Source organism: Pelomonas caseinilytica (genome assembly GCF_021353235.1).
Taxonomy (GTDB): domain Bacteria; phylum Pseudomonadota; class Gammaproteobacteria; order Burkholderiales; family Burkholderiaceae_C; genus Pelomonas; species Pelomonas caseinilytica.
Map to the genome: position 1 here is coordinate 1 of NZ_JAJTWT010000002.1, position 23,815 is coordinate 23,815.

Annotated in this window: 19 protein-coding genes and 2 pseudogenes; 20 read left to right on the forward strand and 1 reads right to left on the reverse strand. The window is 67.3% G+C overall.

Annotation, left to right across the window (positions count from 1 at the left end; genetic code table 11):
* The 14 genes and pseudogenes from LXT12_RS03950 to LXT12_RS04015 form a co-directional block, all read left to right on the forward strand.
* Positions 1-123: pseudogene (locus LXT12_RS03950) on the forward strand (IS630 family transposase); the annotation flags it as partial.
* Between the two features lie 66 nt (positions 124-189).
* Positions 190-404, forward strand: a pseudogene (locus tag LXT12_RS03955) (transposase); the annotation flags it as partial.
* Between the two features lie 274 nt (positions 405-678).
* Positions 679-2,118 carry an APC family permease gene (locus LXT12_RS03960; RefSeq protein WP_233389711.1) on the forward strand — a complete coding sequence of 480 codons (1,440 nt, stop codon included), beginning with the start codon at positions 679-681 and terminating at the stop codon, positions 2,116-2,118.
* A gap of 92 nt (positions 2,119-2,210) precedes the next feature.
* Positions 2,211-3,119 (forward strand): IclR family transcriptional regulator, encoded by a 909-nt coding sequence (locus LXT12_RS03965; RefSeq protein WP_233389714.1) that lies wholly within the window; start codon positions 2,211-2,213, stop codon positions 3,117-3,119.
* 341 nt (positions 3,120-3,460) lie between these two features.
* Positions 3,461-5,032, forward strand: a complete 1,572-nt coding sequence (locus tag LXT12_RS03970) for an acetolactate synthase large subunit (RefSeq protein WP_233389716.1) — start codon at positions 3,461-3,463, stop codon at positions 5,030-5,032.
* A gap of 23 nt (positions 5,033-5,055) precedes the next feature.
* On the forward strand, positions 5,056-5,865 hold the full coding sequence (locus LXT12_RS03975) for an SDR family NAD(P)-dependent oxidoreductase (RefSeq protein ID WP_233389718.1): 810 nt from the start codon (positions 5,056-5,058) through the stop codon (positions 5,863-5,865).
* A 19-nt stretch (positions 5,866-5,884) separates the two neighbouring features.
* Complete coding sequence (locus tag LXT12_RS03980; protein WP_233389719.1) at positions 5,885-6,922, forward strand: WD40/YVTN/BNR-like repeat-containing protein; 1,038 nt, start codon at positions 5,885-5,887, stop codon at positions 6,920-6,922.
* A 14-nt stretch (positions 6,923-6,936) separates the two neighbouring features.
* Positions 6,937-7,440 (forward strand): VOC family protein, encoded by a 504-nt coding sequence (locus tag LXT12_RS03985; RefSeq protein ID WP_233389721.1) that lies wholly within the window; start codon positions 6,937-6,939, stop codon positions 7,438-7,440.
* A gap of 21 nt (positions 7,441-7,461) precedes the next feature.
* On the forward strand, positions 7,462-8,067 hold the full coding sequence (locus LXT12_RS03990; RefSeq protein ID WP_233389723.1) for an amino acid synthesis family protein: 606 nt from the start codon (positions 7,462-7,464) through the stop codon (positions 8,065-8,067).
* Between the two features lie 18 nt (positions 8,068-8,085).
* Entirely contained in the window at positions 8,086-8,967 is an 882-nt protein-coding gene (locus LXT12_RS03995; RefSeq protein WP_414708812.1) for an alpha/beta fold hydrolase, read from the forward strand.
* On the forward strand, positions 8,964-10,586 hold the full coding sequence (locus LXT12_RS04000; RefSeq protein ID WP_233389728.1) for a bifunctional 3-(3-hydroxy-phenyl)propionate/3-hydroxycinnamic acid hydroxylase: 1,623 nt from the start codon (positions 8,964-8,966) through the stop codon (positions 10,584-10,586). The genes LXT12_RS03995 and LXT12_RS04000 overlap by 4 nt, the downstream gene beginning before the upstream one ends.
* A gap of 7 nt (positions 10,587-10,593) precedes the next feature.
* Positions 10,594-10,914, forward strand: a complete 321-nt coding sequence (locus LXT12_RS04005) for an NIPSNAP family protein (protein ID WP_233389730.1) — start codon at positions 10,594-10,596, stop codon at positions 10,912-10,914.
* Positions 10,911-12,356, forward strand: coding sequence for an NAD-dependent succinate-semialdehyde dehydrogenase (locus LXT12_RS04010; RefSeq protein ID WP_233389732.1), 1,446 nt, complete (start codon positions 10,911-10,913; stop codon positions 12,354-12,356). Before LXT12_RS04005 ends, LXT12_RS04010 begins: the two co-directional genes overlap by 4 nt.
* Positions 12,357-12,365: 9 nt before the next feature.
* Positions 12,366-13,814: an NAD-dependent succinate-semialdehyde dehydrogenase gene (locus tag LXT12_RS04015; protein ID WP_349255007.1), complete on the forward strand. Its 1,449-nt coding sequence runs from the start codon at positions 12,366-12,368 to the stop codon at positions 13,812-13,814.
* Positions 13,815-13,931: 117 nt separating this feature from the next.
* On the opposite strand, the gene LXT12_RS04020 is transcribed toward LXT12_RS04015, so the two are convergent.
* Positions 13,932-14,906 carry a helix-turn-helix domain-containing protein gene (locus LXT12_RS04020; RefSeq protein ID WP_233389733.1) on the reverse strand — a complete coding sequence of 325 codons (975 nt, stop codon included), beginning with the start codon at positions 14,904-14,906 and terminating at the stop codon, positions 13,932-13,934.
* Between the two features lie 231 nt (positions 14,907-15,137).
* Here LXT12_RS04020 and LXT12_RS04025 point away from each other — a divergent pair, with 231 nt between their 5' ends.
* The 6 genes from LXT12_RS04025 to LXT12_RS04050 all read left to right on the forward strand — a co-directional run bounded on the left by LXT12_RS04025 (position 15,138) and on the right by LXT12_RS04050 (position 23,806).
* Positions 15,138-16,589 (forward strand): aldehyde dehydrogenase family protein, encoded by a 1,452-nt coding sequence (locus tag LXT12_RS04025; RefSeq protein WP_233389735.1) that lies wholly within the window; start codon positions 15,138-15,140, stop codon positions 16,587-16,589.
* 14 nt (positions 16,590-16,603) lie between these two features.
* Positions 16,604-17,221, forward strand: coding sequence for a nitroreductase family protein (locus LXT12_RS04030; protein ID WP_233389736.1), 618 nt, complete (start codon positions 16,604-16,606; stop codon positions 17,219-17,221).
* Between the two features lie 52 nt (positions 17,222-17,273).
* Positions 17,274-18,674 (forward strand): DUF1329 domain-containing protein, encoded by a 1,401-nt coding sequence (locus LXT12_RS04035; RefSeq protein WP_233389738.1) that lies wholly within the window; start codon positions 17,274-17,276, stop codon positions 18,672-18,674.
* Between the two features lie 21 nt (positions 18,675-18,695).
* Positions 18,696-20,345 (forward strand): DUF1302 domain-containing protein, encoded by a 1,650-nt coding sequence (locus LXT12_RS04040; RefSeq protein WP_233389740.1) that lies wholly within the window; start codon positions 18,696-18,698, stop codon positions 20,343-20,345.
* An 88-nt stretch (positions 20,346-20,433) separates the two neighbouring features.
* Positions 20,434-22,818: an efflux RND transporter permease subunit gene (locus LXT12_RS04045; RefSeq protein ID WP_233389742.1), complete on the forward strand. Its 2,385-nt coding sequence runs from the start codon at positions 20,434-20,436 to the stop codon at positions 22,816-22,818.
* 4 nt (positions 22,819-22,822) lie between these two features.
* Entirely contained in the window at positions 22,823-23,806 is a 984-nt protein-coding gene (locus tag LXT12_RS04050) for a WD40/YVTN/BNR-like repeat-containing protein (RefSeq protein WP_233389744.1), read from the forward strand.
* Positions 23,807-23,815: the final 9 nt, after the last annotated feature.

The following is a 23,815-nucleotide window of genomic DNA, read 5'->3' on the forward strand; positions in this document are numbered from 1 at the left end:
ATCGACCACTTCGTCGCTGGATACAACGCGAACTGCCAGCCGTTCAAGTGGACCGCTACCGCCGACTCGATCCTCGAGAAGCTGCATCGACTTTGCTCACGTATCAGCGGGACAGGACACTAGGGAAGCGCTGATTAATCCGGGCAGAACTCGATGGTCGATGGCACCCGGTACGACCAAGATCCGCCCATGAAGAAAACCAGCTTTGCCAGCGCCGAGTTCGCAGGCAAGAAGCGTCAGACGCGACGCGAGAAGTTCCTCGCCGACATGGAGACGGTCGTGCCGTGGGCGCGACTGGAGGCGCTCATCGAACCGCATTACCCGAAGAGCGGCAAGGTCGGCCGCCCGCCCGTCGGGCTGTCGAAGATGCTCGCATGTGCTTCCTGCAGCAGTGCTACACGCTGCGTACACGCTCCGTCGGCCGCAACACAGCGCACATGGAAGCGATATGGAAGACTCAGCGATAGAACCGGATTCCGGACGGGCTGGTTGATCCACCACCTCGCAAGACATGTTGCCGATTTCGGATCAACGCGCCGCCGTCGTCTGCCTACACTTGCTTGGCCCTGATACACGCTTTTCCGGCCGTCAAGTCCGGGACACCCCATTTAGCGCGCTGCCCAAGACACCCAAGCGCGCCCATGTTTGGTCCCTACAAGATCCCCGAGCCGAGACCTCATGACGATCCCCGTACCTCCCGACGGTCATCAGCTTCGCAGGAACTCCCTCGGCCTGATTTCGGTGACGTTCATGGTGATCTCGGCGGCAGCGCCGCTCACCGGCGTCGCTGGCGCCGTGCCGATCGCCTTCCTGCTGGGCAACGGCGCTGGCGTTCCAGCCACCTTCGTCTTCATGACCCTGGTGATGCTGGCGTTTTCCGCGGGCTATGTTGCCATGTCGCGCCATGTCCGCAATGCGGGGGCCTTCTATGCGTACGCCGCACGCGGGCTCGGAGGACTGTGGGGCGGAGCGTCGGCATTCATCGCCCTCGTGGCCTACAACGCTTTGCAGTTCGGCCTCATCGGACTGCTCGGCGGTGTCGCCACGGGCGTGTTTGCCGGTCTCGGCATCCAGCAGCCCTGGTGGGTGTGGAGCCTCGGCGCCGTATTGCTCGTCGGGGTGCTCGGCTATCGTCAGGTCGATCTGTCAGCCAAGGTGCTGGTCGTCCTCGTCGCGCTGGAATACCTCATCGTCTTCGTGGTGGACTTCGCGATCCTGCACAAGGGCGGTGCCGGAGGCCTCGCGCTGAACTTGTTCGACCCGTCGGCGGTCTTCTCCGGCTCGCTTGCCGCGGCGGTGCTGTTCTGCCTGGGCTCGTTCATGGGGATCGAGGCCACGACGATCTACGCGGAAGAAGCCCGCGACCCGGAACGGACCGTGCCTCGCGCCACCTTTCTGTCGGTTCTGCTGATCGGCACCTTCTTCGTCTTCACCACGTGGCTGATGATCTGCGGGGTGGGTGTCACGCAGTTGATCCCCTCTCTGAAGGCGCTGGGCGATCCGACGACGTTCTTCTTCGAACTGGCCCGCCGTTACGTCGGAGGCCCGGTGCCGACCATCGCCGGTGTGCTGCTGTTCTCCAGTCTCTTCGCCGCCTTGTCGGCCTTCCACAACTACATCGCCCGCTACAGCTATGTGGCCGGTCGGGAGGGCCTGCTTCCTCGCGCCTGCGGCCGCACACACGGCCGCTTCGAGAGCCCGCACGTAGGCTCGGTCATCCAGACCGTGGGGGCCGTCGGCGCGATTGCCCTCTTCGCAGGCCTGGGGCTGGATCCGGTCCTCAACATGTTCACGTGGATTTCACAAGTCGGCGTCCTCGGCGTGCTCGTGATGATGACGATCACCTCGGCCGCTGTCGTCACGTTCTTCCTCAGGCGTGGAGGTGGCCCGACGATGACGACCCTCGTGCTGCCGGTCGTATCGGGTGTGGTGATGGCCTCGTTGGCGGTCTACGTCTTCCTGCACTTTGGCGACCTGACCGGTACCCAGGGCGGCTTGCTAGGAATGGCATTGCCTTCATTGATCCCGCTGGCGGGGTTGACGGGCTGGATCGTCGCCGCACGGCTGAGGGCGGGACGCCCGGCCATCTTCGCGACCATGGGCGCGAACCGGGTCTGACGGGCCACCCGGCACCGGTGCACCGCTTGCACCCAGTGGGTCTGAGTCCCTGATCCCATAACATTGCCCCCCCATCACGCAGCATTGATGACGTGTCCAGCCTGACCCGCATGCTCTCTGTGCTCGACCTGTTCTCGCGCGATCACACGACCATGACCGCAGAGCAGATCGCCGACGCGCTGGCACTGAGCCGAACGACCTGCTACCGCTACACCAGGGAGCTGACCCAGGCAGGACTGCTCGTGAGTCATGGTGGCCAGTTCATGCTCGGGCCGCGCATCATCGAGCTGGACTACCGCATGCTCGACTCCGACCCGCTGATCAATGCCGGCGGTCCCATCGTCAGCGAGCTGGCAGACGCGATGGGTGCGACCGGCCTTCTCACGGCCATCTACGACGATCACATCGTCAACGTGTTCGCGCACAGCGGATCACCGCGACCGTTGCCGCTGTCTTTCGGGCGTGGGACCACCATGCCGATGTTCAAGTCGTCCACCTCAAAGGTGCTGCTGAGCATGATGAGCCGGGGCCGCTTGATGCGCCTATGGGAGCGGCACCAGCACACCCCGGACTGCCGGACGATCGGCGCCGATTGGAAGGCCTTCTGGCGGACCTTGCAAGAGATCCGCCAGCGCGGCTACGCCGCATCGTTCGGCGAGCTCACACCCGAGCTGGCAGGCATATCGGCCCCCGTCAGCTTCAATGATGGGGGAGTCGCCGGCTGCATATCGCTGGTCTTCCTGCGCGAGTACTTCGATCGCTTTGACCTCCAGTTGCTGGGAACGCGGCTCTGCGCGGCCGCTGCGGACGTGTCAAAACTGCTCGCGGGACTGAAGTCCCCGGCCGCGCCCGCCGCGCCCTCGAGAGCGCGGGGCCGGCGCACCGTCGCCACGAAGCCGGCGGCGGCAGGTGCACAACCCGGGGCGCGAGGCAAGACGGCCAAGACGGCACCAGCCAGGAAGCCTCCCAAGCGGACGGCCGCAGTGACCAAGGCGCTCTGACGCCAAGGTGCGGGAGGCCGGTCACGGCGCTGCGCCTGCATGGGCGAGAGCTTGCCTCGACAGCCCCCTCCATCGGGGCTGAAAGCTACTGCTCCATCACATCCGGCGGCCGGTAGCAGCTCCGCCCCGAAAGTACCGGTACGCCTGAATTCCCGCTCGGCGGGAAAAACACAAGGCCACCGGCACGGCCATCCCTGTGCCGAGCGGCGCCATGCGTTCAATCTGCTGGGCAGGAAACGCGATCTTCGCAATAGAAGGACCTGCCGATATGGGCTATTGACGCTGTTTACCAGTCCCACTTTGCGGGACTACCATCAACTTAATCAATGACAGGCTGATCCATGCGAACCAACTCCCTCCTCCCGCCCCCCTCCTCCGGCGCCGTGGTCGTCCTCCAGGCAGCGGCGGCGGCAGGCGTGTCGGTGTGCTTCGCCAATCCGGGCACCACCGAGATGCCGCTGGTGGGTGCGCTCGATCAGGTTCCCGGAATACGCGCCATCCTCGGCCTGTTCGAAGGCGTGTGCACCGGCGCGGCGGACGGCTACGGTCGCATGCGCGGCCAGCCTGCCTCGACGCTGCTGCATCTCGGACCGGGGCTGGCTAACGGGTTGGCCAACCTGCACAACGCGCGCCGCGCACGCACGCCCATCCTGAACATCGTCGGCGACCACGCCAGCTGGCATCTGAGATACGACGCCCCGCTGACGTCGGACATCGAGTCCCTGGCGCGCCCCGTTTCCGCGTGGTACCGCTCGGTGAAGACGCCCGAACACCTGTGGCAAGACACCGTGGATGGTATTCAGGCCGCCATGGCGTCGCCGGGCGGCGGGGCCACCCTGGTGGTGCCGGTGGACTTCCAGCAACAGGCGGCACCCGACCAGGCACGACCCGAGGCGACACCAGCAACAGCACCAGCCTTCGACGAAGCGCGCGTGGGTGAGGTGCAGGCAGTGGTGAAGGATGGCCGTGACGTGGTGCTCCTGCTGGGCGACCGGGCCCTCAGCGAGCGTGGGCACATCGCGGCCGGGCGCATCGCGGCGGCAACCGGCGCGCGCCTGTTCAGCGAGACCTTCCCCGCCCGCACCGAACGCGGCGGCGGCCTGCCTGACATCGACCGCCTGCCCTATTTCCCCGAGGCGGCCATCGCCGCGTTGAAGGATGCTGTCGTCATCCTCGCGGGTGCGCTCCCGCCGGTCGCCTACTTCGGCTACGAGGGCCTTCCCAGCGAACTTGCCCCGGCCGATTCGCTGGTCACGCTGGCGCAGCCAGGCGAAGCGGCCGACCTCGCGCTCGAGCGCCTGGCCGAGCGACTCCAAGCACCCTCGTTGCCCACACCGCCCGCGAGCCCGCCTTACAGCGTGCCGGACGGCCCTCTCACTCCACAGACCGTCGGCCGCCTGCTGTCGAACGCACTGCCGCCTCACGCCATCGTGTCCGTCGAAGGCGGCACGTGCGGCTACCCCTTCGTCACGGCGTCGGCCCGGGCCGCCCACCACACCATCCTGACCAACACAGGCGGCGCCATCGGCCAGGGCCTGCCGGTCGCACTCGGCGCGGCCGTGGCCTGCCCCGAACGGCGCGTCTTCGCATTGCAGTCCGATGGGAGCGCGCAATACACCATCCAGTCGCTGTGGACCATGGCACGCGAGCGCTTGCCAGTCGTGATGCTCATCACCTCCAACCGTCGCTACGGCATCTTGCAGACTGAGCTCGGCCGCAACGGCATCGAGCCTGGCCCCCATGCCCGTCGCCTGACGCTGCTGGATGACCCGCCCTTCGACTGGCCCGCGCTGGCCCAGGGTTACGGCGTACCGGCGCTGGCCGCCAGCACCACCGAGGAGCTGCGCCAAGCACTGGCCCATGCCATCGAACACACACAAGGGCCGCTCCTGATCGAGATGCGCCTGGCCTGACAACCGTTCCAGAACGAGGACACATGGATCTCCAACTCAAGGGCAAGTCCGCCATCATCACCGGCGGCAGCATGGGCATTGGCAAGGCGGCGGCGCTGGAGCTCGCACGCGAAGGCGTGAACGTGGTCATCGCCGCGCGCCGCATGACCTTCCTGGAAGAGGCCGCCGCGGACCTGCAGCGGGAACTGTCCGGCGTGACGGGCGCGGGGCGCATCCTGCCGGTGGTGGTGGACACCACCGACATGGCCGCCGTCAGCGCCGCCATGGCCACCACGGCCGAGGCCTTCGGCCGCATCGACATCCTGGTCAACGGCGCGGCCCACCCGGGCGGGCTGGTACGCAGCGAGCTCGACGAGGCCGATCCGCAAGGGCTGCTGCAGGACATCGACATCAAGGTCGTCGGTTACTTCCGCTGCGCCAAGGCTGTCGCGCCGTATATGCGCCGCAACCGCTACGGCCGCATCATCAACATCGGTGGCTTGACGGGGCGCGGCAGCAAGCAGCTTTCCGGTATGCGCAACCTCGCCATCGTGCACATGACCAAGACACTGTCGGACCAACTCGGCCCGGACGGCATCACGGTCAACACCATGCACCCCGGCGTCGTGGAGACGCCGCACATCCACGAGCTCTACGCGATCGAGGCCAGGAAGCAGGGACTGAGCCCTGCCGACATCGAGGCGAACTACGTCAAGGCCACGCCGATCCGACGTGTGCTGCAGCCCGAGGAGATGGGCTGGCTCATCGCCTTCCTCGCGTCGCCCAGGTCCGGCTGCATCACCGGCGAATCACTGGGCTGCGATGGCGGCCTGACACGCGGCATCTTTCTCTGAGCAGGGCCAAGGAATCGACATGGACTACACCATCATGGTTGCCACCGCGGGCCAGGGCATCCTGCGCAGCAACGATGCCGGCACAACCTGGCACCGCCTGGGCCTGAAGGAGGCCATCGAGTTCGATGGCGTCGTGCGCGCGCTGGCCGTTGACCCACAGCGGCCTGAGCGCGTCTACGCCGGAGCCGACTGCGGCCTTTGCATCAGCGACGACGGCGGTGCGCACTGGCGCCGCGCCGACGGCGCGGTCGCCGGCATGACGGTCTGGTCCATCGCCATCGACCCGAGCCAGCCGCAGGTGCTCTACGCCGGCACTGGAGCTCCGTCACGCGCGGCACTGTTCAAGTCGGTGGACGCTGGCGAGACCTGGCAGCGCCTGCCGCCGGAGTTCCCGGAGTTCTGCCAGGGCGTCAACCGCCCGCGGCTGCTGACCATCTGCGTGAACCCGGAGGACGGGCAGGACGTGTGGTTCGGTGTCGAGGAAGGCGGCTGCTGGCGCAGCCGTGACGGCGGCCAAAACTTCGTCCGCCTGGACGACCCGCGCCAGGCCATCCGCAGCTCAGACATCCACGCCATCAGCATCCTGCCGGCCACGGCGCGCGCACCGCGCACCTTCATCGTGCTGACCGTCAATGCGGTGCACGTCAGCCAGGACGACGGCCAGACCTGGGACTGGCAGCTCTCCAAGCAGCGCTTCGATGGCCTGTACTACACGCGCACCGTCATGCCGCTGCCGGATGTCGACGACTCACTGCTGATGGCCATCGGCGACGGCACGCCCGGCACGAAGACGCGGATGTACCGCTCCACCGACCGAGGCTATCACTGGACCGAGACGCTGCTCGAGACCGCGCCCAACTCCACCTTCTGGGCGCTGGGCTGCCACGCGGCCGATCCGTCGCTCGTCTACGCGGGCACCAAGTACGGTGACCTGTTCCGCTCCCGCGACGGCGGTCTGACCTGGCAGAAGGAGTGGCGGGAGTTCCCGGAGATCACCGCCATCGCCTGGACCCCGGTGCATGCGCCGTTGGTGGCTCACGCCCAGTCCACGCACTGACTGCAGGAAGCGTCATGACAAACCCGATCGAGATCCCGCCGCTGGCCCCCGGCCAGCGGCTGCCCACGCCGCGCATCCAGCGCACTCACGTCGCCCTCTACGTGCGCGATCCGATTGAATCGGGCCGCTGGTATGGCGAGGTGCTCGGCATGGAACAGGTGGCCAGCGAGCCGCGCTGGACCTTCATGTCCTTTGGCCAGAAGCACCACGACGTCGCGCTCATCAAGGCGCAGACGCCCGCCGAGCTGGGCACCATCGGGCTGCAGCACTACGGCCTGGAGATCGTCGGTGACCTCGACGAGCTGCGCCGCCTGTACGGGATGCTGCTGCGACGCGGCGTGCCCATCGTCAAGATCACCGACCACAAGGCCGGCATCGGCGTGTACTTCACCGACCCCGACGGCAACCGGCTGGAGTTCTTCTGCGAGACGGAAAAGGACGACTCCAGGGCCAAGCAGCTGATGACTCAATACAACGCCGCCAGCGACCCGATCCACCTCGATCCGCTGTTCGACTGACTCCTCCATCCGAAACCCACCATGACCAAGGTCCCCAACTTCCACGGCTATCACATCCGCAAGTGGTACTTGCAGATCGAGGACACGCTGGCCGGCGAAACCGGCCAGCCCGCCGACGGTGCACCGCTGCGCAAGATCGTCATCGCCGCGGCCATCCACAACCCCTACGCTGGCCGCTTCGAGCAGGACCTGTCGCGGTTCATCGAGCCCTCGCCCCAACTCGGCCTCGAGTTCGGCCGCCGCATCCGCGAGGCCGCAGCAGACCAGACCATCGAGAGCTATGGCAAGGCCTGCCTGGTGGGCATCGATGGCGAGTACGAACACGGCAACGCCCTGCTCACCAACCCGGCAGCCAACCCCATTCGCGACGCCTTGGGCGGCGGCAAGTCCTGGGTACCGTCGACGGGCAAGCGCGGCGGCCCGGGCACGGTGATCGACGTCCCGCTGGCCCACAAGGACGCGCTGTACGTGCGTTCGCACTACGACACGGTGACCGCGATGTTCAACGACGCGCCCAACCGCGACGAACTGCTGATCATCTGGGCCTTCGCCACGCGCGGCCGCCTCAATGCACGGCTGGGCGGCCTCCAGGCCAGCGACATCAGGGGTCAGGACGGCCTCGTCTGACCTGCGGAAGGCATGCATATGGCCACGCACGCTCGCGAGGGGTGGATCCACAGCGAAGGGCTGCGCCTGCGCTACGTGGAATGGGGCCAAGCCGATGCGCCGGTCCTCGTCGCGCTGCACGGACTGCGCAGCTTTGCCTACACCTGGGAGCCGGTTGCCCGGCCCCTGGCGGACCGCTTCCGCATCGTCGCATTGGACCAGCGCGGCCGCGGCGAAAGCGACTGGGATCCGCGACACCGCTACTACACGGCGGACTACGTGCGCGACCTCGAGGCGCTGGTGGACCATCTGCGACTGCCCCGGTTCGTGCTGCTTGGGCACTCGATGGGGGGCTCGAACGCCTTCGTCTACGCAGGCTCACACGCCGACCGCTTGGCCGGCCTGGTGATCGAGGACATGGGCCCCGGCGCATCGGCGGGCGGCGCGGGCGCTGAACGAATCCGCCGTGAGCTGCGCGCCACCCCCGGCCGCTTCGCCGGCTGGGACGAAGCTACCGCCTTCTGGCGCAGCCAGCGGCCCAACGTGCCCGATACAGCCATTGCCGCGCGGGTCAGTCATTCCATGAGGCAGGTCAGCGACGGCAGCGTGGTGTGGCGCCACGACGCCGAAGGCATCGCCGCGTCGCGACTGGCTGCCACGCCCCAGCAACTGGTGGACCTGTGGCCCCACGTGCTGTCGCTGCGCCTGCCCACGCTGCTGCTGCGCGGTGCGCGCTCGGACTTTCTCACTGCTGAGACCGCCAACACCATGGTGCAACGCAACCCCGCCATCCGCCTGGTGGAAGTGCCCGACGCCAGCCACTACGTGCACGACGACAACCTGCCCGCCTTCGAGGCCGCACTTCAGGCCTACCTGTCTGATCCAGCCCTAGAGGCCTGGGCCCGGGGTGGTGAACGATGAGCGCGACCGTGAGCGTGGCCATCGTCGGCGGCGGCCCCAACGGCATCGCGCTGGCCAACCTGCTGGGTGCCTACGGCGTGCGCACCGTCGTGATCGAGCGCGAGCGAGAGATCCTCGAATATCCGCGCGCCGTGGGCATGGACGACGAGGCGCTGCGTCTTCTGCAGACCGTGCAACTGGCCGAACCGCTGCTTCAGGACATGATCTCGAACGTGCCGCTGCGCATGTTCCGCGCAGACGGCCGGTGCTTTGCCGACATCCGCGCCTCCACGCGCGAGTTCGGCTGGTGGCGGCGCAACATCTTCATGCAGCAACTCGCCGAAAGAACGCTGCGCCAGGGCCTGCGGCGCTATCCGCACGTCGAGCTTCGGCTCGGCGAGGAAGTCACGGGCTGCGTGCAGGACGGGAACGGCGTCACGCTGCAGGTGCGCGATGCGCGTGGCCAGGGCTACGCCCTGCGCTGCGACTACGCGGTGGCGGCAGATGGTGGACGCAGCGCGATGCGTGAGATGCTGGGCGTCAAGCTGCTGGGCCGCACGCATTCGATCAAGTGGCTCGTGGTCGACGTCCGCAACGCGCCGCTGGACGCGCCCTACACCGCGCTGAACTGCGATCCGCGCCGTCCCAACGTCTGCATCTACCTGCCCTACGGCTACCGGCGCTGGGAGTTCATGGTGTTCGCGGACGAGGACGAGCAGGCCATCGCCACACCGGACTCGGTGCGCCAGCTCCTGACCCCCTACGTCGCCGACCCCGAGGCCGTCGAGATCGTGCGTGCCCGCACGTACACGCACCACTCCCGCGTGGCCGACCGTTTCGTCGTCGGCCGGGTGGCGCTGATCGGCGATGCCGCCCACCTGTCCCCACCATGGATCGGCCAGGGGCTGAACGCCGGCCTGCGCGACGTCGGCAACCTGGCCTGGAAGCTCGCCGGCATCATCAAGGGGCAGCTCCGACCCGCCGTACTGCAGACCTACCAGCAGGAGCGCCACCGGCATGCCCAGGCCATGATCGACTTGGCCGACGTGTTCGGCGCGATGCTGATGCCCACCAACCGCCTCAAGGCCTGGTGCCGCGACCGCTTCTTCTCGGCCGCGCGGCTGCTACCCGGCGTGAAGGACTACGTGCTACAGATGCGCTTCAAGCCCATGCCGCGGTACGAGCAGGGCGTGGTGGTCCATCAGCCGGGCGCGCCGATGGTGGGGCGCATGCTGATCCAGCCGGATGTCGAGGACGCACGGGGCCAGCGCTGCAAGCTGGACGACGTGCTGGGCCCCTGGTTCGCCGTGATCGGCTGGCAGACCGACCCCCAGGACGCCTTGTCCGAGGACGAGCGCGCCTTCTGGCGCGCACTGGGGGCGCGGTTCCTCCGCATCGACCGGGCCCGAAGCGGCAACGCGCCAGAGGCCCGCATTCGCTCGGCGCAAGGCAGCACCTGCGTCGAAGACGTGGACAACCAGTTCTCCGACTGGATGGCCGCGCATCCCGGCGAGATGCTTGTTCTGCGCCCGGACCGCTACATCGCGGCCCAATGCACCGCGGCCGAGCTGCCGGCCGTTACCCGCCAATTCCATGACTTCACCTGTGAGCTCCAGCGCGACGAGCGCGTGGCGGCCTGAACCCACCGTGTTCGTCGAACAACGCATCTACTCCCTTGTGCCGGGCGGCACCGCCGAATACATCCAGGTCTATGAAGCCTGCGGCCGCGCAGTCCAGGAGCGCATCCTGGGCCCCATGCTGGGCTACTACACGCGCGACATCGGCGAACTCAACCAGCTCGTCTATTTCTGGAGCTTCGCGTCGTTGGACGAGCGCACGCGCCGCCGCAGCGAACTGATGGCCGACGCCGAGTTCAAGGTGTTCCGCAGCAAGATCCGCCACCTTGTGATCAGGCAGGAGAACACCCTCCTGGTGCCTGCCGTGGCACCGAAAAAGGAAGGCCCATGACGCACGCCCAGCCCTACGAATCCCTTTGCCAGTACATCGACGGCGAGTCCATCGGCGTCGGCAACGGCCCGTCGCAGCCCGTATTCAACCCCGCCGACGGCAGTCTGCTGGGGCGCCTGCCCAGCGGCAATCGTGATGACGTGGACGGCGCGATCGCCGCCGCCGAACGTGCCTTTGGCAGCTGGCGCCATGAATCACCGCTGAAGCGCTCCGAGATCCTGCGCCGTGCTGCGGCGCTGATGCGGGAACGGGCTGCGGAGATCGGCCGCAACATCACGCTGGACCAGGGCAAGCCGCTGGCCGAGGCCATCGGCGAGGTCAACGGCAGCGCTGAGCACGCCGAGTGGCACGCAGAGGAAGGCCGCCGCATCTATGGCCGCGTGATCCCGCCGCGCCTGCCCGAGGTGCGTCAGCTGGTGCTGCGTGAACCGATCGGCGTGTGCGTGGCCATCTCACCCTGGAACTTCCCCTTCAACCAGGCCCTTCGCAAGGTCGCGGCGGCGCTGGCCGCCGGATGCACCGTCGTGCTCAAGGGGCCGGCCGAAGCGCCCAGCGCGATATGCGCGCTGGCGCGCGTGTTTCACGACGCCGGCCTGCCGCCGGGCTGCCTCAACGTGGTGTGGGGACCGGCCCCTGAGATCTCGCGGCAGCTCATCGAGTCTCCTGTGGTGCGCATGGTGTCGTTCACCGGCTCGGTGCCGGTGGGCAAGCACCTGGCCGCGCTGTCAGGCCAGCACATGAAGCGCACGACCATGGAACTGGGCGGCCACGCTCCCGTGATCGTCTGCGCCGACGCCGACGTGGACCGCGCCGCGGACCTGCTGGCACCCTACAAGTTCCGCAACGCCGGGCAGGTGTGCGTCTCGCCCACCCGATTCATGGTGGAACGGCCGGTGCTGGAGCGCTTCACCGAGCGATTCCTGGAGCGCGTGCGCGCGGTGCGCGTGGGCCCCGGCCTGGAGCCCGGCGTCATCATGGGACCCGTGGCCAGCGAACGCCGCCTGGCCGAAATGCAGGCCTTTGCCGACGACGCACGCGCCACCGGCGCCGAGGTGCTCACCGGAGGGCGGCGAATCGGCGAGCAGGGCAACTTCTTCGAACCCACCGTGGTCTTGAACCCGCAGGCGCAAAGCCGGCTGATGCGTGACGAACCCTTCGGCCCGATGGCCGCCATCCTGCCCTTCGACGACCTCGACGAGGCCATCGCGCTCGCCAACAGCCTGCCTTTCGGCCTGGCGTCCTACGCCTTCACCCGCTCGACCCACAACGCCCACCGCCTGGCCACGAGGCTGGAGGCGGGCATGGTCAACATCAACCACTTCGGCATGGCGCCGGCGGAGATTCCGTTCGGCGGCATCAAGGACAGTGGCTTCGGCAGCGAAGGCGGTACCGAGACTTTCGACAGCTATCTGGTCACGAAGTTCGTGACGCAGATGAATTGAGGAGACGCCGTGAATGAGCCTTTGGCCCTGTTGAGGTCGCAATGCTGGCTGGAGGGGCGCTGGGTCGACGCCGCCGATGGCACGACGCTGGCCGTCATCAACCCCGCCACCGGCGAGTGCCTGGGTCAGGTCCCCAGGATGGGCTTGGACGAAACACGCCGGGCCGTCGCTGCGGCAGAGCGGGCACTCGGGCCCTGGCGGGAACGCACCGCCGAAGAACGCGCCCTGCTGCTGCGACGGTGGTCCGAGCTGGTGATGGCCCACCAGGACGAACTGGCCCTGATCATGACGCGGGAACAGGGCAAGCCTATGCCCGAGGCGCGTGGGGAGATCGCCTATGCGGCGTCCTACATCGACTGGTTCGCCGAGGAAGCCCGGCGGGTGTATGGCGACATCATTCCCTCGCCCTGGGGGGACCGCCAGCTCCTGGCCGTCAAGGAACCGGTGGGGGTATGTGCAGCCATCACGCCATGGAACTTCCCGGCCGCGATGATCACCCGCAAGGTGGCGCCGGCCCTGGCCGCAGGCTGCACGATGATCGTCAAGCCAGCGTCGCAGACGCCACTGTCGGCCCTGGCGCTGGCGCGGCTGGCCGAGGAGGCCGGCATTCCCGGCGGCGTCCTGCAGGTGCTCACCGGCAGCGCGGCGGCCATCGGCGGCGAACTCACCCGCAGCCCCGTGGTCCGCAAGTTGTCGTTCACCGGGTCGACGGAAGTGGGCCGTGCACTCGCAGCGCAGTGCGCGCCGACCCTCAAGAAGTTATCGCTCGAACTCGGTGGCAATGCGCCCTTCATCGTCTTCGACGATGCGGACCTCGATGCCGCGGTGCAAGGCGTCATTGCCTCCAAGTACCGCAACACCGGGCAGACCTGCGTGTGCACCAACCGCATTCTCGTGCAGGAAGCCGTGGCCGAGGCCTTCGCAGACAAGCTCGTCCAGGCGGTGAAGGCCCTGAAGGTCGGAGACGGGACGGAGCCTGGCGTGACCCAGGGTCCGCTGATCGACGACGCCGCACTGGAGAACGTCGAGGAACTCGTCGCCGACGCGCTGGCCCAGGGCGCGCGCCTGCTTGCCGGCGGACGACGCCACCCGCTGGGCCGGAGCTTCTACGAGCCGACGCTGCTCGCCGACGTGAACCCACGGGCCAAGCTGGCGACCGAAGAGATTTTCGGCCCGGTGGCGCCGCTATTCCGCTTCGACACCGAAGAGGACGCGCTGCACATGGCCAACGACACCGAGTTCGGCCTGGCTGCCTACTTCTATAGCCGCGACCTGGCCCGTGTCTGGCGGGTCTCCCGTCGGCTGGAGTACGGCATGGTCGGCATCAACAGCGGCATCATCAGCACGGCGGTGGCGCCGTTCGGCGGCATCAAGCAAAGCGGCTATGGCCGCGAGGGCTCACGCCACGGCATCGACGAATATCTGCACCTCAAGTACCTGTGCATGGGCGTGGCTTGATTCCCCCCGCAGGCCCGCCGCCTACCCAGCTCATTGCACCGAGCGCCAACGTTGATGACGGTGGCGCGGCGGCGTCCTCATCCTTCCCGCGATCGCGTGGGCGATGAACCGCGGTGCTCAGGCCGCGGCCCTGCGTGAACCCGAGGTCCCTCCGGCACGGCGGGTCTGCGAGGGCAGTTCGCCGAACAGCGCCTGGTAGTCGGCCGCGAAATGGCTGAGGTGGTAGAAGCCCCAGCGGCCCGCGGCGTCGCCGATGGACAACTCCCCCGGCTGCGAGCCAAGCAACTCACGACGCACGCCATTCAGGCGGATGCAGCGGATGTAGTTCACCGGCGTCGTCTGCGTCACCGCACGAAAGCTGTTCTGGACCGTGCGCCGGCTGATCCTCAGGCGTTCGCACAGGTCGATAACCGACGGGGCCACCTGAGGTGCATTGAGCGTCATCTGGTGGCACTTCTCGACGATATAGCTGCCAGGTGAGCTGGCATGCCGTTGGTCACGGTCGAATTCTGGATCGGCAACCAGGCAGATCAACTCTTCGAGCAGGTCCCGCTCCAGCTCTTCTTCGGCCAGCCCTTGCACCGCCCCCTGCACGTCCTCGATGGAGCGCCCCAGCAACTGCAGCAGGCGCTGCCGGGCTTGTGCCAGACGGCGCTCGGGCAGGCGCAGCACGGGCTGGCGCAGCCATTGCCGGCTGTCTCCGCTCCAAGGCGACTCGTCCAGCGTCTGCATGAAGGTCTCCCGGTCGAAGGTGATGGACAGCAGATCCAGGCCTTGCGGCATGTGGAACAGAAACTCGTCGCCGCCACCCAGGATGAAGATGCTGGAGTCGTCGGCCTCGCGGCCCTGCAAGCAGGCCGATCCGGGCCAGGACAGCGGGAGTGCGAAACACACGCGGTCCCGCGGCGCCTGCCCGTGCTGGACCAGGCGCTGGTTGACGCGCTCCCGGAAGAACTGGAAACGGCTTCCTTCGATCTGGCACAGCGAGCTGCGCACCAAACCGGGCGAGAGCTGGCTGTAGGTCTGCTCCCAAGCGTGCACCGATGCCGCATGCAGGTGCACGTCCTCGAAATGTTCGACGGTCAAGTCCATGGCGATAGATCTCCGCAAATCCCGCCAATAGGGATTGCAAGAAGTGTGCGCTGCAGGCCGGCTTCGCGAACGCGAGGAAACCCGGCCTTACCACACCAGCGGTCCGGAACTGCTGATTTGGGCTAACGATTGGACGACTGCCCGACCTGAAATGGCGTCCGGGCCGATCGGCGCTACAGCCTTTTGCAAGCTTGACGCCAGCCCGCTCATCTCTTCTCTCGCCGGGCAAGCATGAACAACTCTCTTCAACACTTCATTGACGGCGCTGCGGCCGCAGCGTCGGACGGGGCCCGCATGGCACTGGTCAACCCCGTCGACGAGCAGCAGTACGCCAGTGCGGCGCGCGGCACGGCGGCAGACGTGGACTGTGCCGTCCGGGCAGCGCATCGCGAACTCAAGCATGGCGCCTGGAGCCAGCTGACCGGCATGCAGCGCGGCCAGTTGCTGCACAAGCTCGCCGACCTCGTGCTTCGCGACACCGAGGCCCTGGCCGACATGGACGCACAAGCCATCGGCCGTTCGCCGATGGAGCCGCGCATGATGGACGTGCCCAATGCCGTCGCCAACCTGCGTGCGGCCGCCGGATGGGCCAATTCGCTGGAGGGGCGCACCATTCCCAACGGCGGCTACATGGGCACGCCCACGCTGTCCTACACCTTGCGCGAACCCGTGGGCGTCGTCGGCGCCATCGTGCCGTGGAACTCGCCGTTGATGATCACGACCTGGAAGGTGGCAGCCCTGCTCGCCGCGGGCTGTACCGTGGTGATCAAGCCGGCTGAAGAGACCCCACAGTCGGCGTTGCATCTGGCTGCGCTGTGCAAGGAAGCGGGCTTCCCGGACGGCGTCGTCAACGTGGTGACGGGATTCGGCGAGGTGGTGGGCCAGGCCCTGTGCGAACACCCGCTGGTCGACAAGATCAGCTTCACCGGCAGTCCCGAAGCCGGCCGCGAAATCCAGCGCGTCGCTGGCCCCCTGTTCAAGCGGGTCGCGCTCGAGCTGGGCGGCAAGAGCCCGCAGATCGTCTTCGATGACGCATCCTTCGATGACGCCGTGCGCGGCTGCGCCGCCGGCATCTTCGTCAACCAGGGCCAGGTGTGCGCCGCAGGCTCGCGCATCCTCGTGCAGAAGGGCATCGCGGCGCGCTTTGCGGCCGCGCTGGCCGAGGCAGCGAAGTCAACCCCGGTGGGCGACCCACGCCAGCCCGGCGTCCGGATGGGCCCATTGGCCAAGAAGGCGCAGCAGGAGCGCGTCAATCGCTACATCGAGTCAGGCATTCGCGAAGGCGCGAGGCTGCTGGCCGGCGGCGTGAGTACGCCGTCCAAGGGGTTCTTCGTCCAGCCCACGATCTTTGCCGGAGCCAGCAACACGATGACGATAGCGCGCGAAGAAATCTTCGGCCCGGTCGGCACGATCATCGAATTCGAGACCGAGGCGCAGGCTATCGAACTGGCCAACGACTCGCGCTACGGCCTGGCGGCCACGGTGTGGACCTCCGACCTCGCACGCGCCCACAAGGTGGCGCAGCAGCTCGAAGTGGGCGCCGTCGGCGTGAACTGCTGGAGCCCGCTGGACGCCAACCTGCCCTGGGGCGGCCTCAAGACTAGCGGCATCGGCCGCGAGGGCGGCATCTCCGGCGCGCTGGCCTACACCGAAGAGAAGGTCATCACCGTCCTGCTGTCGTGACCCAGACCATCGCCATGCCCCACCCAGCCCTCGACCTGATCCTGCAGCGCACCTCGGTCAACCACTTCGACCCCTCGTTCTCTGTCGACGAGGCAACGTTGGCTGAATTGGTGCGCTACGCCAGCGAAGCGCCCAGCGCCTACAACTTCCAGAACTGGCACTTCATCGCCGTGCACTCGACCGCACGGAAGGCGCAGCTGTGCGAGATGGCCTACGGCCAGCGCAAGGTGCTCGAATCCTCGGCCACCTTCATCGTCTGCGGGCGGCTGCGTCCTCATCTCGGCCTGCGCGACGCGCTGAAGCGCTTTCAGGACACCGGCCACGTCGATGCCGAGACGGTGGCGGCCATGGTCGACAGCGCGATCCAGACCTATGCCGACGATGCCCAGATGCAGCGCGACGAGGCCATCCGCTCGGCCTCGCTTGCCGCCATGACGCTGATGATCGCCGCCCAGGCCATGGGCCTGGCCAGCGGACCCATGATCGGTTTCGATCCTGACCAGGTGCGCGCCGGATTCGACCTCGCCGACGACGAACTGCCCGTCCTGCTCGTGACCGTCGGGCGCCCGGCGCCCGGCAACTGGCCGCGCAAGCCACGCCGTCCGGCCACCGACGTTCTCGCCATCGTCTAGGCATCCGCCCTCGACGCCCTTTACGCCTCTCGCTTCCAACATCGGAGATCTCATGCCTCTGCACACATCCCTGTGCCCGGCCGGACGTGGCCTCACCCGACTGGCCATCCTCACGGCCCTCCTGTGGGGCGGCCACCTGGCCGCCGCGGCCGATCTGTCGCCGCTGGACAAGCTCACGCCATCCGGCGCCACGAAGGAGGCCAGCGGCGATGGCGCCATCCCGGTCTGGGAAGGAGCAGTCGCGCCGCTGCCCGGGTACGAGTGGGGCAAGCTGCGCCGCGACCACTGGAAGTACAAGGACGACAAACCGCTGTACAGCATCGATGCAGCGTCAGCTGACAAGCATGCCGACAAGCTCTCGGCGGGTCAGCTGGCGGTGCTCAAGCAGATCAAGGGCTACCGCATGGACGTCTATCCGTCGCGCCGCACCTGCGGCGTGCCGGACTTCGTCGCCGCGAACACGCGCAAGAATGTCGGTACCGCCAAGGTGGCCGCCGATGGCTGGAGCCTCAAGGAAGCCACCGTGCCCGGCTACCCCTTCCCACTGCCGGCCAACGGCGTGGAGGCGATGTGGAACGCCAAGATGCGCTACCGCGGCGTGGGCATCGACTACAAGAAGACGATCACCGCCGTATCGCCTCGCCGCGGCAGCACCGAATGGATCCGCGCCGACTCCGAACAGACGCTGTTCATCCCGACTGGCGCGAAGGGCTCGCATGCGCTGTCGTCCTATCCGCCGGTGGAGTTCTACGTCTACTTCGGCTACAGCGCCCCGGCCGCCCTGGCCGGCCAGGCCTTGGCGATCACGCAGTACCTCAACCAGGCCGAGAACGAAACCTTCTACTACTTCCCCGGGCAGCGCCGCGTGCGGCGCATGCCCACCTACTCGCACGACTCGCCGCAGATCGGCATGGAGAACCAGTACACGCTGGATGAGCCCAACGTCTTCAACGGCGCGCTCGACCGCTTCGACTGGAAGCTGGTGGGCAAGAAGGAAATGATCGTCCCGTACAACAACTTCGGCGGCCATGACTTCAAGGCCAAGTTCGAGGATGTGGCGGGCAACGACTTCATCGCACCCAGCCACCGGCGCTACGAAATGCACCGGGTGTGGGTCATCGAGGCGACCGTCAAGGCCGGCATGCGGCACTCGGCGCCCAAGCGCACGATCTACCTCGACGAGGACAGCTGGGCGCCGCTGATGATGGACGACTTCGACGGGCAGGGAAAGCTGGCCAAGCTGCGCGAAGGTTTCGCCATCCCGGTCTACGAGACCGGCACTTGCGACGTCATGGCGATGGTCCAGTACAACGTGGCCGAGGGGCGCTACGTCTTCGACACGCACACGGTGGGAACCGGAGCGGATGTGCGCTGGGTCACGGAACCCAACGGCCCCCGGTTCAAGGCGGGCTTCTACACCAACGACAACCTGCGTGCGATCAGCGAGCGCTGAACTACCGTGAGGAGAACGATCATGGACAAGAACTATTCACTGCGCCTGAGGGCGACGGTCCTGGCCGTCGGCGCACTCCTGGGCGGTGTCGCTCAGGCATTCACGTTCGAGCTGGGCGGCGTGCGGGGCAACTTCGACTCGACGATCACGGTGGGTACCGGCATCCGCCTGAAGAACCCCGACTGCACGCTCATCGTGGCGGGGGCAAGCGGCAGCGGCGCGCCCACGGGCTGCCTGGCACCGACCTCCGCGCTGGGCGACCAGGGCAACCTCAACTACGGCAAGGGGGACCCCTTCACGACCTATCTCAAGGGCAGCCACGAGCTGCTGCTGAAGATGCCGGAGGACCTCACCTTCCTGGGCCGCGTGAACTGGGTGAGGGACTTCTCATCCACTTCTACCACCGGCATCGTCAGTGCGACCACGCCGCCAGCGCTGACCGATGGCCTGGCCGACGACGCCCGCAAGGACTTGCGCTTCAAGGCTCGACTGCTGGACTTCTGGGTCAGCAAGAGCTTCCAGATCGGCGACCAGCAGGGCCGCGTGCGCGTGGGCAACCAGGTCATCAGCTGGGGTGAAAGCCTGTTCATGCCGGGTGGCATCAACAGCACGAATGCTGTGGACGTGATGCGCCTGTCCCAGCCGGGCACGCAGCTCAAGGAGGCGTTCCTGCCAGCCCCCATCGTGAGCGTCAGCTCCGGCCTGGGCCACGGCCTGAATGCCGAGGCCTATGTGCAGGCGCGCTGGAACGCCAACTACCTCCCGCCCACCGGCAGCTACTGGTCGGTTGCCAACGGCATGGGCACCGGCCACGACGCCTACGGCCTGACGCAGGCCAAGCCCGGCAACGGCGGCCAGTGGGGCGCTTCGCTGCGCTGGCAGCCGGAAGGCACCCAGCTGAACTTTGGTGCCTACGCGATGGCCTACCACGACAAAGCCCCCAACTTCAGCATGAACGCAGGCGGGCCGGGCGTGATCGGCTGGGCCTTCGCGAAGGATCGTCGGCTATACGGCCTGAGCGCCAACCTGCCGCTGGGCGACTGGGCGATCGGCACCGAGCTCTCCTACCGCCCCAAAGACGCCGTGTCGCTCAACTCAGCGGTCAGCGGCTGCGCCTCGCAGAACGGCAATTGCTGGGTCGACGAGAAACGCTATCAGTGGCACCTGACCGGCCTGCTGAGCATCACGCCCAACACCGCGGGATATGTGCTGAAGGCGCTGGGCGCGGATACGGCTACGCTGATGGCCGAGGCCGTGGTGATTCGATACCCGCACCTGAAGGCGGCCTACGGCGGCGATCCTGTCTCGGCCGGCGCCTGGGGCTGGGGCCAGGAGTACGACCCTACCGCCGCGCCGCAAGCCACGGGCACCAAGAACTCCTGGGGCTACAACTTCGACTTCAGCTGGACCTATGACGGCACCCTGATCGCCGGCTGGCAGGTGACGCCGGAGATCTTCTACTTCCAGGCGGTCAAGGGACGGACGCCCAACGCCGTGGGCTTGTTCATGGAAGGCGCCAAGTCGGTGAACTTCACCCTGAACTTCGTGCAGAACCCGGCCAACTGGCAGGCGTCGGTGAACCTGGCCCACTTCTTCGGAGGCAGCCGCGTCTTCGACCAGCCGCTTCGCGATCGCGACTTCGTCGGCCTGACGGTCTCGCGCAACTTCTGAGACCTCCGTGGCCGCTGATGCCTCATCCCGGACGGCCCGGGTCGCCGACCGGCCCCGGGATGTGGCCTTCTCCCCGCACTGCTGACCCATGCATTCCCGCCCTCCCGACACTCTTCTGACCCGCTCCGTCGCATGGGTCGAGACGCTCGTCTTCGACAAGCGGCGAGCGATCCTGCTTTCGCTGGCCCTGTTCACTGTGGCGCTGGGATGGTTCGCCGCACAACTGCGCATGGACGCCGGCTTCGAGAAGCAGATGCCCATCGGGCACGAGTACATCGCGACGTTCCAGAAGTACCGGGACGACGTCCTGGGCGCCAACCGCCTGACCGTCGTCGTCAAGGCGCGCCGGAGCGACATCTGGAATGCAGCGGCGCTGAAGCGCCTGTATGACGTGACGCAGGCCGTCGGCTACCTGCCCAACGTCGAGCGCCTCGGCGTGCAGTCGCTGTGGACGCCCAACAGCTTCGTCAACGAGATCACGGAGGAAGGCTTTCGAGCCGACCCGTTGATCGACGGCACCATCACTCCCGAGGCGTTGCGGCCGGAGACCATCGCCGCGATTCGTCAGGCCACCATGCAAGGCGGCTTCGTCGGCACGCTGGTTTCACGCGACGAGACGAGCGCCATGGTCAGCGCCGAGCTGCTGGAGTACGACGCCAAAGGCGAGAAGCTGGACTACATCGCCTACAACCGGCAGCTGGAAACGCAGCTGCGCGACAAGTTCGAGGACGCCGACTTCGAGATCCAGATCATCGGCTTCGCCAAGCAGATAGGCGACATCGCGGACGGCGCCCGCTCCGTCCTCAAGTTCTGCGGCATCGCGCTGCTGCTGACGGCGCTGGCGGTCTACTGGTACTGCCATTCGATTCGGTTCACGCTGCTGCCCATCGCCTGCTCGCTGACCTCGCTGGTGTGGCAGTTCGGCACGCTGCGCCTGCTGGGATTCGGCCTCGACCCGCTGGGCGTGCTGGTGCCCTTCCTCGTCTTCGCCATCGGCGTCTCGCATGGCGTGCAGCAGATCAACTACATCGTGCGCGAGATCGCCAACGGCCGCAGCAGTTTCGACGCCTGCCGCGACAGCTTCTCCGGCCTGTTGATTCCCGGCACGCTCGCGCTGGTGACGGCCTTCGTCTCCTTCATCACGCTGCTGCTGATCCCGATCCCGATGGTGCGGGAACTGGCCATCACGGCGTCACTGGGCGTGGCCTACAAGATCGTGACCAACCTTGTCATGCTGCCGGTGGCCGCGTCCTACTTCACCGTCGACAAGGCCTATGCGGACAAGGCCGTGATCAAGCGTGAACGCCGCGCGGGTTGGCTGCGCGCGCTGGCCGGGCTCGCGGAGCCGCGCCGGGCCGTCGTCGTCGTGGCCGTCACCGCCGGCCTGTTCGTGACCGCCGCGTGGCAGAGTCGCGACCGTGTGGTGGGCACCCTGCAGCCCGGCGCGCCGGAGCTCCGCGCCGACTCGCGCTTCAACCGCGACGCCGTGTCGATTTCCAGCAGCTACGACATCGGGCTCGACTGGTTGACCGTCATCTTCGAGGCGCCCCCGGACAGCTGCGAAAACGTCAACGTCGGCCTCTATCAGGACCGCTTCAACTGGGCCATGCAGCCCGTACCCGGCGTGCTGTCGATCAACTCGTATGCGGGTCAGCTGCGGCTGTTCAACGAGGGCTACAACGAAGGCAATCCGAAGATGAATGCAGTGCCCATCGACGCCGGCAACTACGCCGCGTTGTCCACGGAGATCGCGCGCATCCGCGGCCTCATGCGCAAGGACTGCAGCATGACCGCCGTGCACCTTTTCCTGACGGACCACAAGGCCACCACCATTCAGCGCGTGATCGACGCGGTGAAGGCCTTCCGCAACGTCCACACTCTCCCGGGCGTCACCATCCGCCTGGCCTCGGGCAACGCCGGCATCCTCGCGGCCATTGATGACGAGGTCGAGAGGAGCGAGCTGCCGATGATTCTGTACGTCTACGCGGCCATCGTGGTCCTCGTGTTCCTCGTCTACCGCGACTGGCGTGCCGTGGTGGCCTGCTGCCTGCCGCTGACCGTCGGCACCTTCATCGGCTACTGGTTCATGAAGGAGCTGCAGATCGGGCTGACCGTGGCCACCCTCCCGGTGATGGTGCTCGCGGTAGGCATCGGCGTGGACTACGCCTTCTACATCTACAACCGCCTGCTGATGCATCTTGCCGGCGGGCAGACCATCGTGCAGGCTGTCGAGCACGCCATCCTGGAGGTCGGCATGGCCACGATCTTCACCGCCGTCACGCTGGCCGTGGGCGTGGCGACCTGGTCGTTCTCGTCGCTCAAGTTCCAGGCCGACATGGGCAAGCTGCTCGCCTTCATGTTCATGGTCAACATGGTCATGGCCATGACCACCCTGCCCGCCATAGCCGTCCTGCTCGAACGCATGTTCCCGCGCCGGCAGCCGGTGCGCATCACCGGCCTGCAGCACCACTGACGCCATGAAGCTGTCTGCAAGACTTCTCTGCGTGGCCGGCGCCGTCCTGGTCCAGGCCGGCGCCCTCGCCGCGGAACCCGCCGCCGAGCCCATCGTCCAGCCGGCCGCCCACCTGCCACAGGCCGCCCAGGCGGGCTTGCTCGCCAGCGCAAACGCCGGTCGCCGGATCGTTGCGGTGGGCGAGCGGGGCGTCGTCATGCTGTCCGACGACGAAGGCCGGCACTTCCGCCAGGCAGGCCGTGTGCCGATGGACGTGACCCTGACCTCCGTGAGCTTCGCGGACGAACGCCACGGCTGGGCGGTAGGACACTGGGGCGTCGTGCTGGCGACGCAGGACGGCGGCGAGAGCTGGAGCGTGCAGCGCCAGGACGTGCGGCACGACCGACCGCTGTTCGCCGTGCACTTCTTCGATGGCCAGCATGGCGTTGCCGTGGGTCTCTGGTCGTTGGTGCTGGTCACCGCTGACGGCGGCGTCAGCTGGCGGGAGGTGCCGCCGGGACCGCCCGAGGGCGCGAAGAAGGCCGACCTGAACCTGCTCGGCCTGTTCGCCGACGAACACGGCACCCTCTACGCCGCTGCCGAGCGCGGCATGGTGCTCCGCTCCGACGACCGGGGCGCCAGCTGGACCTATGCCACCACTGGCTACAAGGGCTCGTTCTGGACCGGGCTGGCCCTGCCAGGCGGCGTGCTGCTGACCGGCGGACTGCGGGGCTCGCTTTATCGCAGCGTCGACGACGGGCGCAGCTGGGTGCGCGTGGAGACGGGCAGCAAGTCCTCCATCACCGCCCTCGCAGCGCGCGGCCAGCGCGTCGTTGCCGTCGGGCTCGACGGCCTGGTGTTGACCAGCACCGATGCGGGTGCCACCTTCCGCGCCGACATGCGCGCCGATCACGCGGCGCTGACAGGCGTGGCGATGCTTGCCGACCAGCGACAGGTCTATTTCTCGCGTCAGGGTGTCGTTGCCGATCCGGCGTCCGGGCGGAACTGAGGCCGCCAC

Coding starts and splice junctions, on each gene's coding strand:
- LXT12_RS03960 (WP_233389711.1), top strand. CDS start 679: ATGACGATCCCCGTACCTCCCGACGGTCATCAGCTTCGCAGGAACTCC.
- LXT12_RS03970 (WP_233389716.1), top strand. CDS start 3,461: ATGCGAACCAACTCCCTCCTCCCGCCCCCCTCCTCCGGCGCCGTGGTC.
- LXT12_RS03975 (WP_233389718.1), top strand. CDS start 5,056: ATGGATCTCCAACTCAAGGGCAAGTCCGCCATCATCACCGGCGGCAGC.
- LXT12_RS03980 (WP_233389719.1), top strand. CDS start 5,885: ATGGACTACACCATCATGGTTGCCACCGCGGGCCAGGGCATCCTGCGC.
- LXT12_RS03985 (WP_233389721.1), top strand. CDS start 6,937: ATGACAAACCCGATCGAGATCCCGCCGCTGGCCCCCGGCCAGCGGCTG.
- LXT12_RS03990 (WP_233389723.1), top strand. CDS start 7,462: ATGACCAAGGTCCCCAACTTCCACGGCTATCACATCCGCAAGTGGTAC.
- LXT12_RS03995 (WP_414708812.1), top strand. CDS start 8,086: ATGGCCACGCACGCTCGCGAGGGGTGGATCCACAGCGAAGGGCTGCGC.
- LXT12_RS04000 (WP_233389728.1), top strand. CDS start 8,964: ATGAGCGCGACCGTGAGCGTGGCCATCGTCGGCGGCGGCCCCAACGGC.
- LXT12_RS04010 (WP_233389732.1), top strand. CDS start 10,911: ATGACGCACGCCCAGCCCTACGAATCCCTTTGCCAGTACATCGACGGC.
- LXT12_RS04020 (WP_233389733.1), bottom strand. CDS start 14,906: ATGGACTTGACCGTCGAACATTTCGAGGACGTGCACCTGCATGCGGCA.
- LXT12_RS04025 (WP_233389735.1), top strand. CDS start 15,138: ATGAACAACTCTCTTCAACACTTCATTGACGGCGCTGCGGCCGCAGCG.
- LXT12_RS04030 (WP_233389736.1), top strand. CDS start 16,604: ATGCCCCACCCAGCCCTCGACCTGATCCTGCAGCGCACCTCGGTCAAC.
- LXT12_RS04035 (WP_233389738.1), top strand. CDS start 17,274: ATGCCTCTGCACACATCCCTGTGCCCGGCCGGACGTGGCCTCACCCGA.
- LXT12_RS04040 (WP_233389740.1), top strand. CDS start 18,696: ATGGACAAGAACTATTCACTGCGCCTGAGGGCGACGGTCCTGGCCGTC.
- LXT12_RS04045 (WP_233389742.1), top strand. CDS start 20,434: ATGCATTCCCGCCCTCCCGACACTCTTCTGACCCGCTCCGTCGCATGG.
- LXT12_RS04050 (WP_233389744.1), top strand. CDS start 22,823: ATGAAGCTGTCTGCAAGACTTCTCTGCGTGGCCGGCGCCGTCCTGGTC.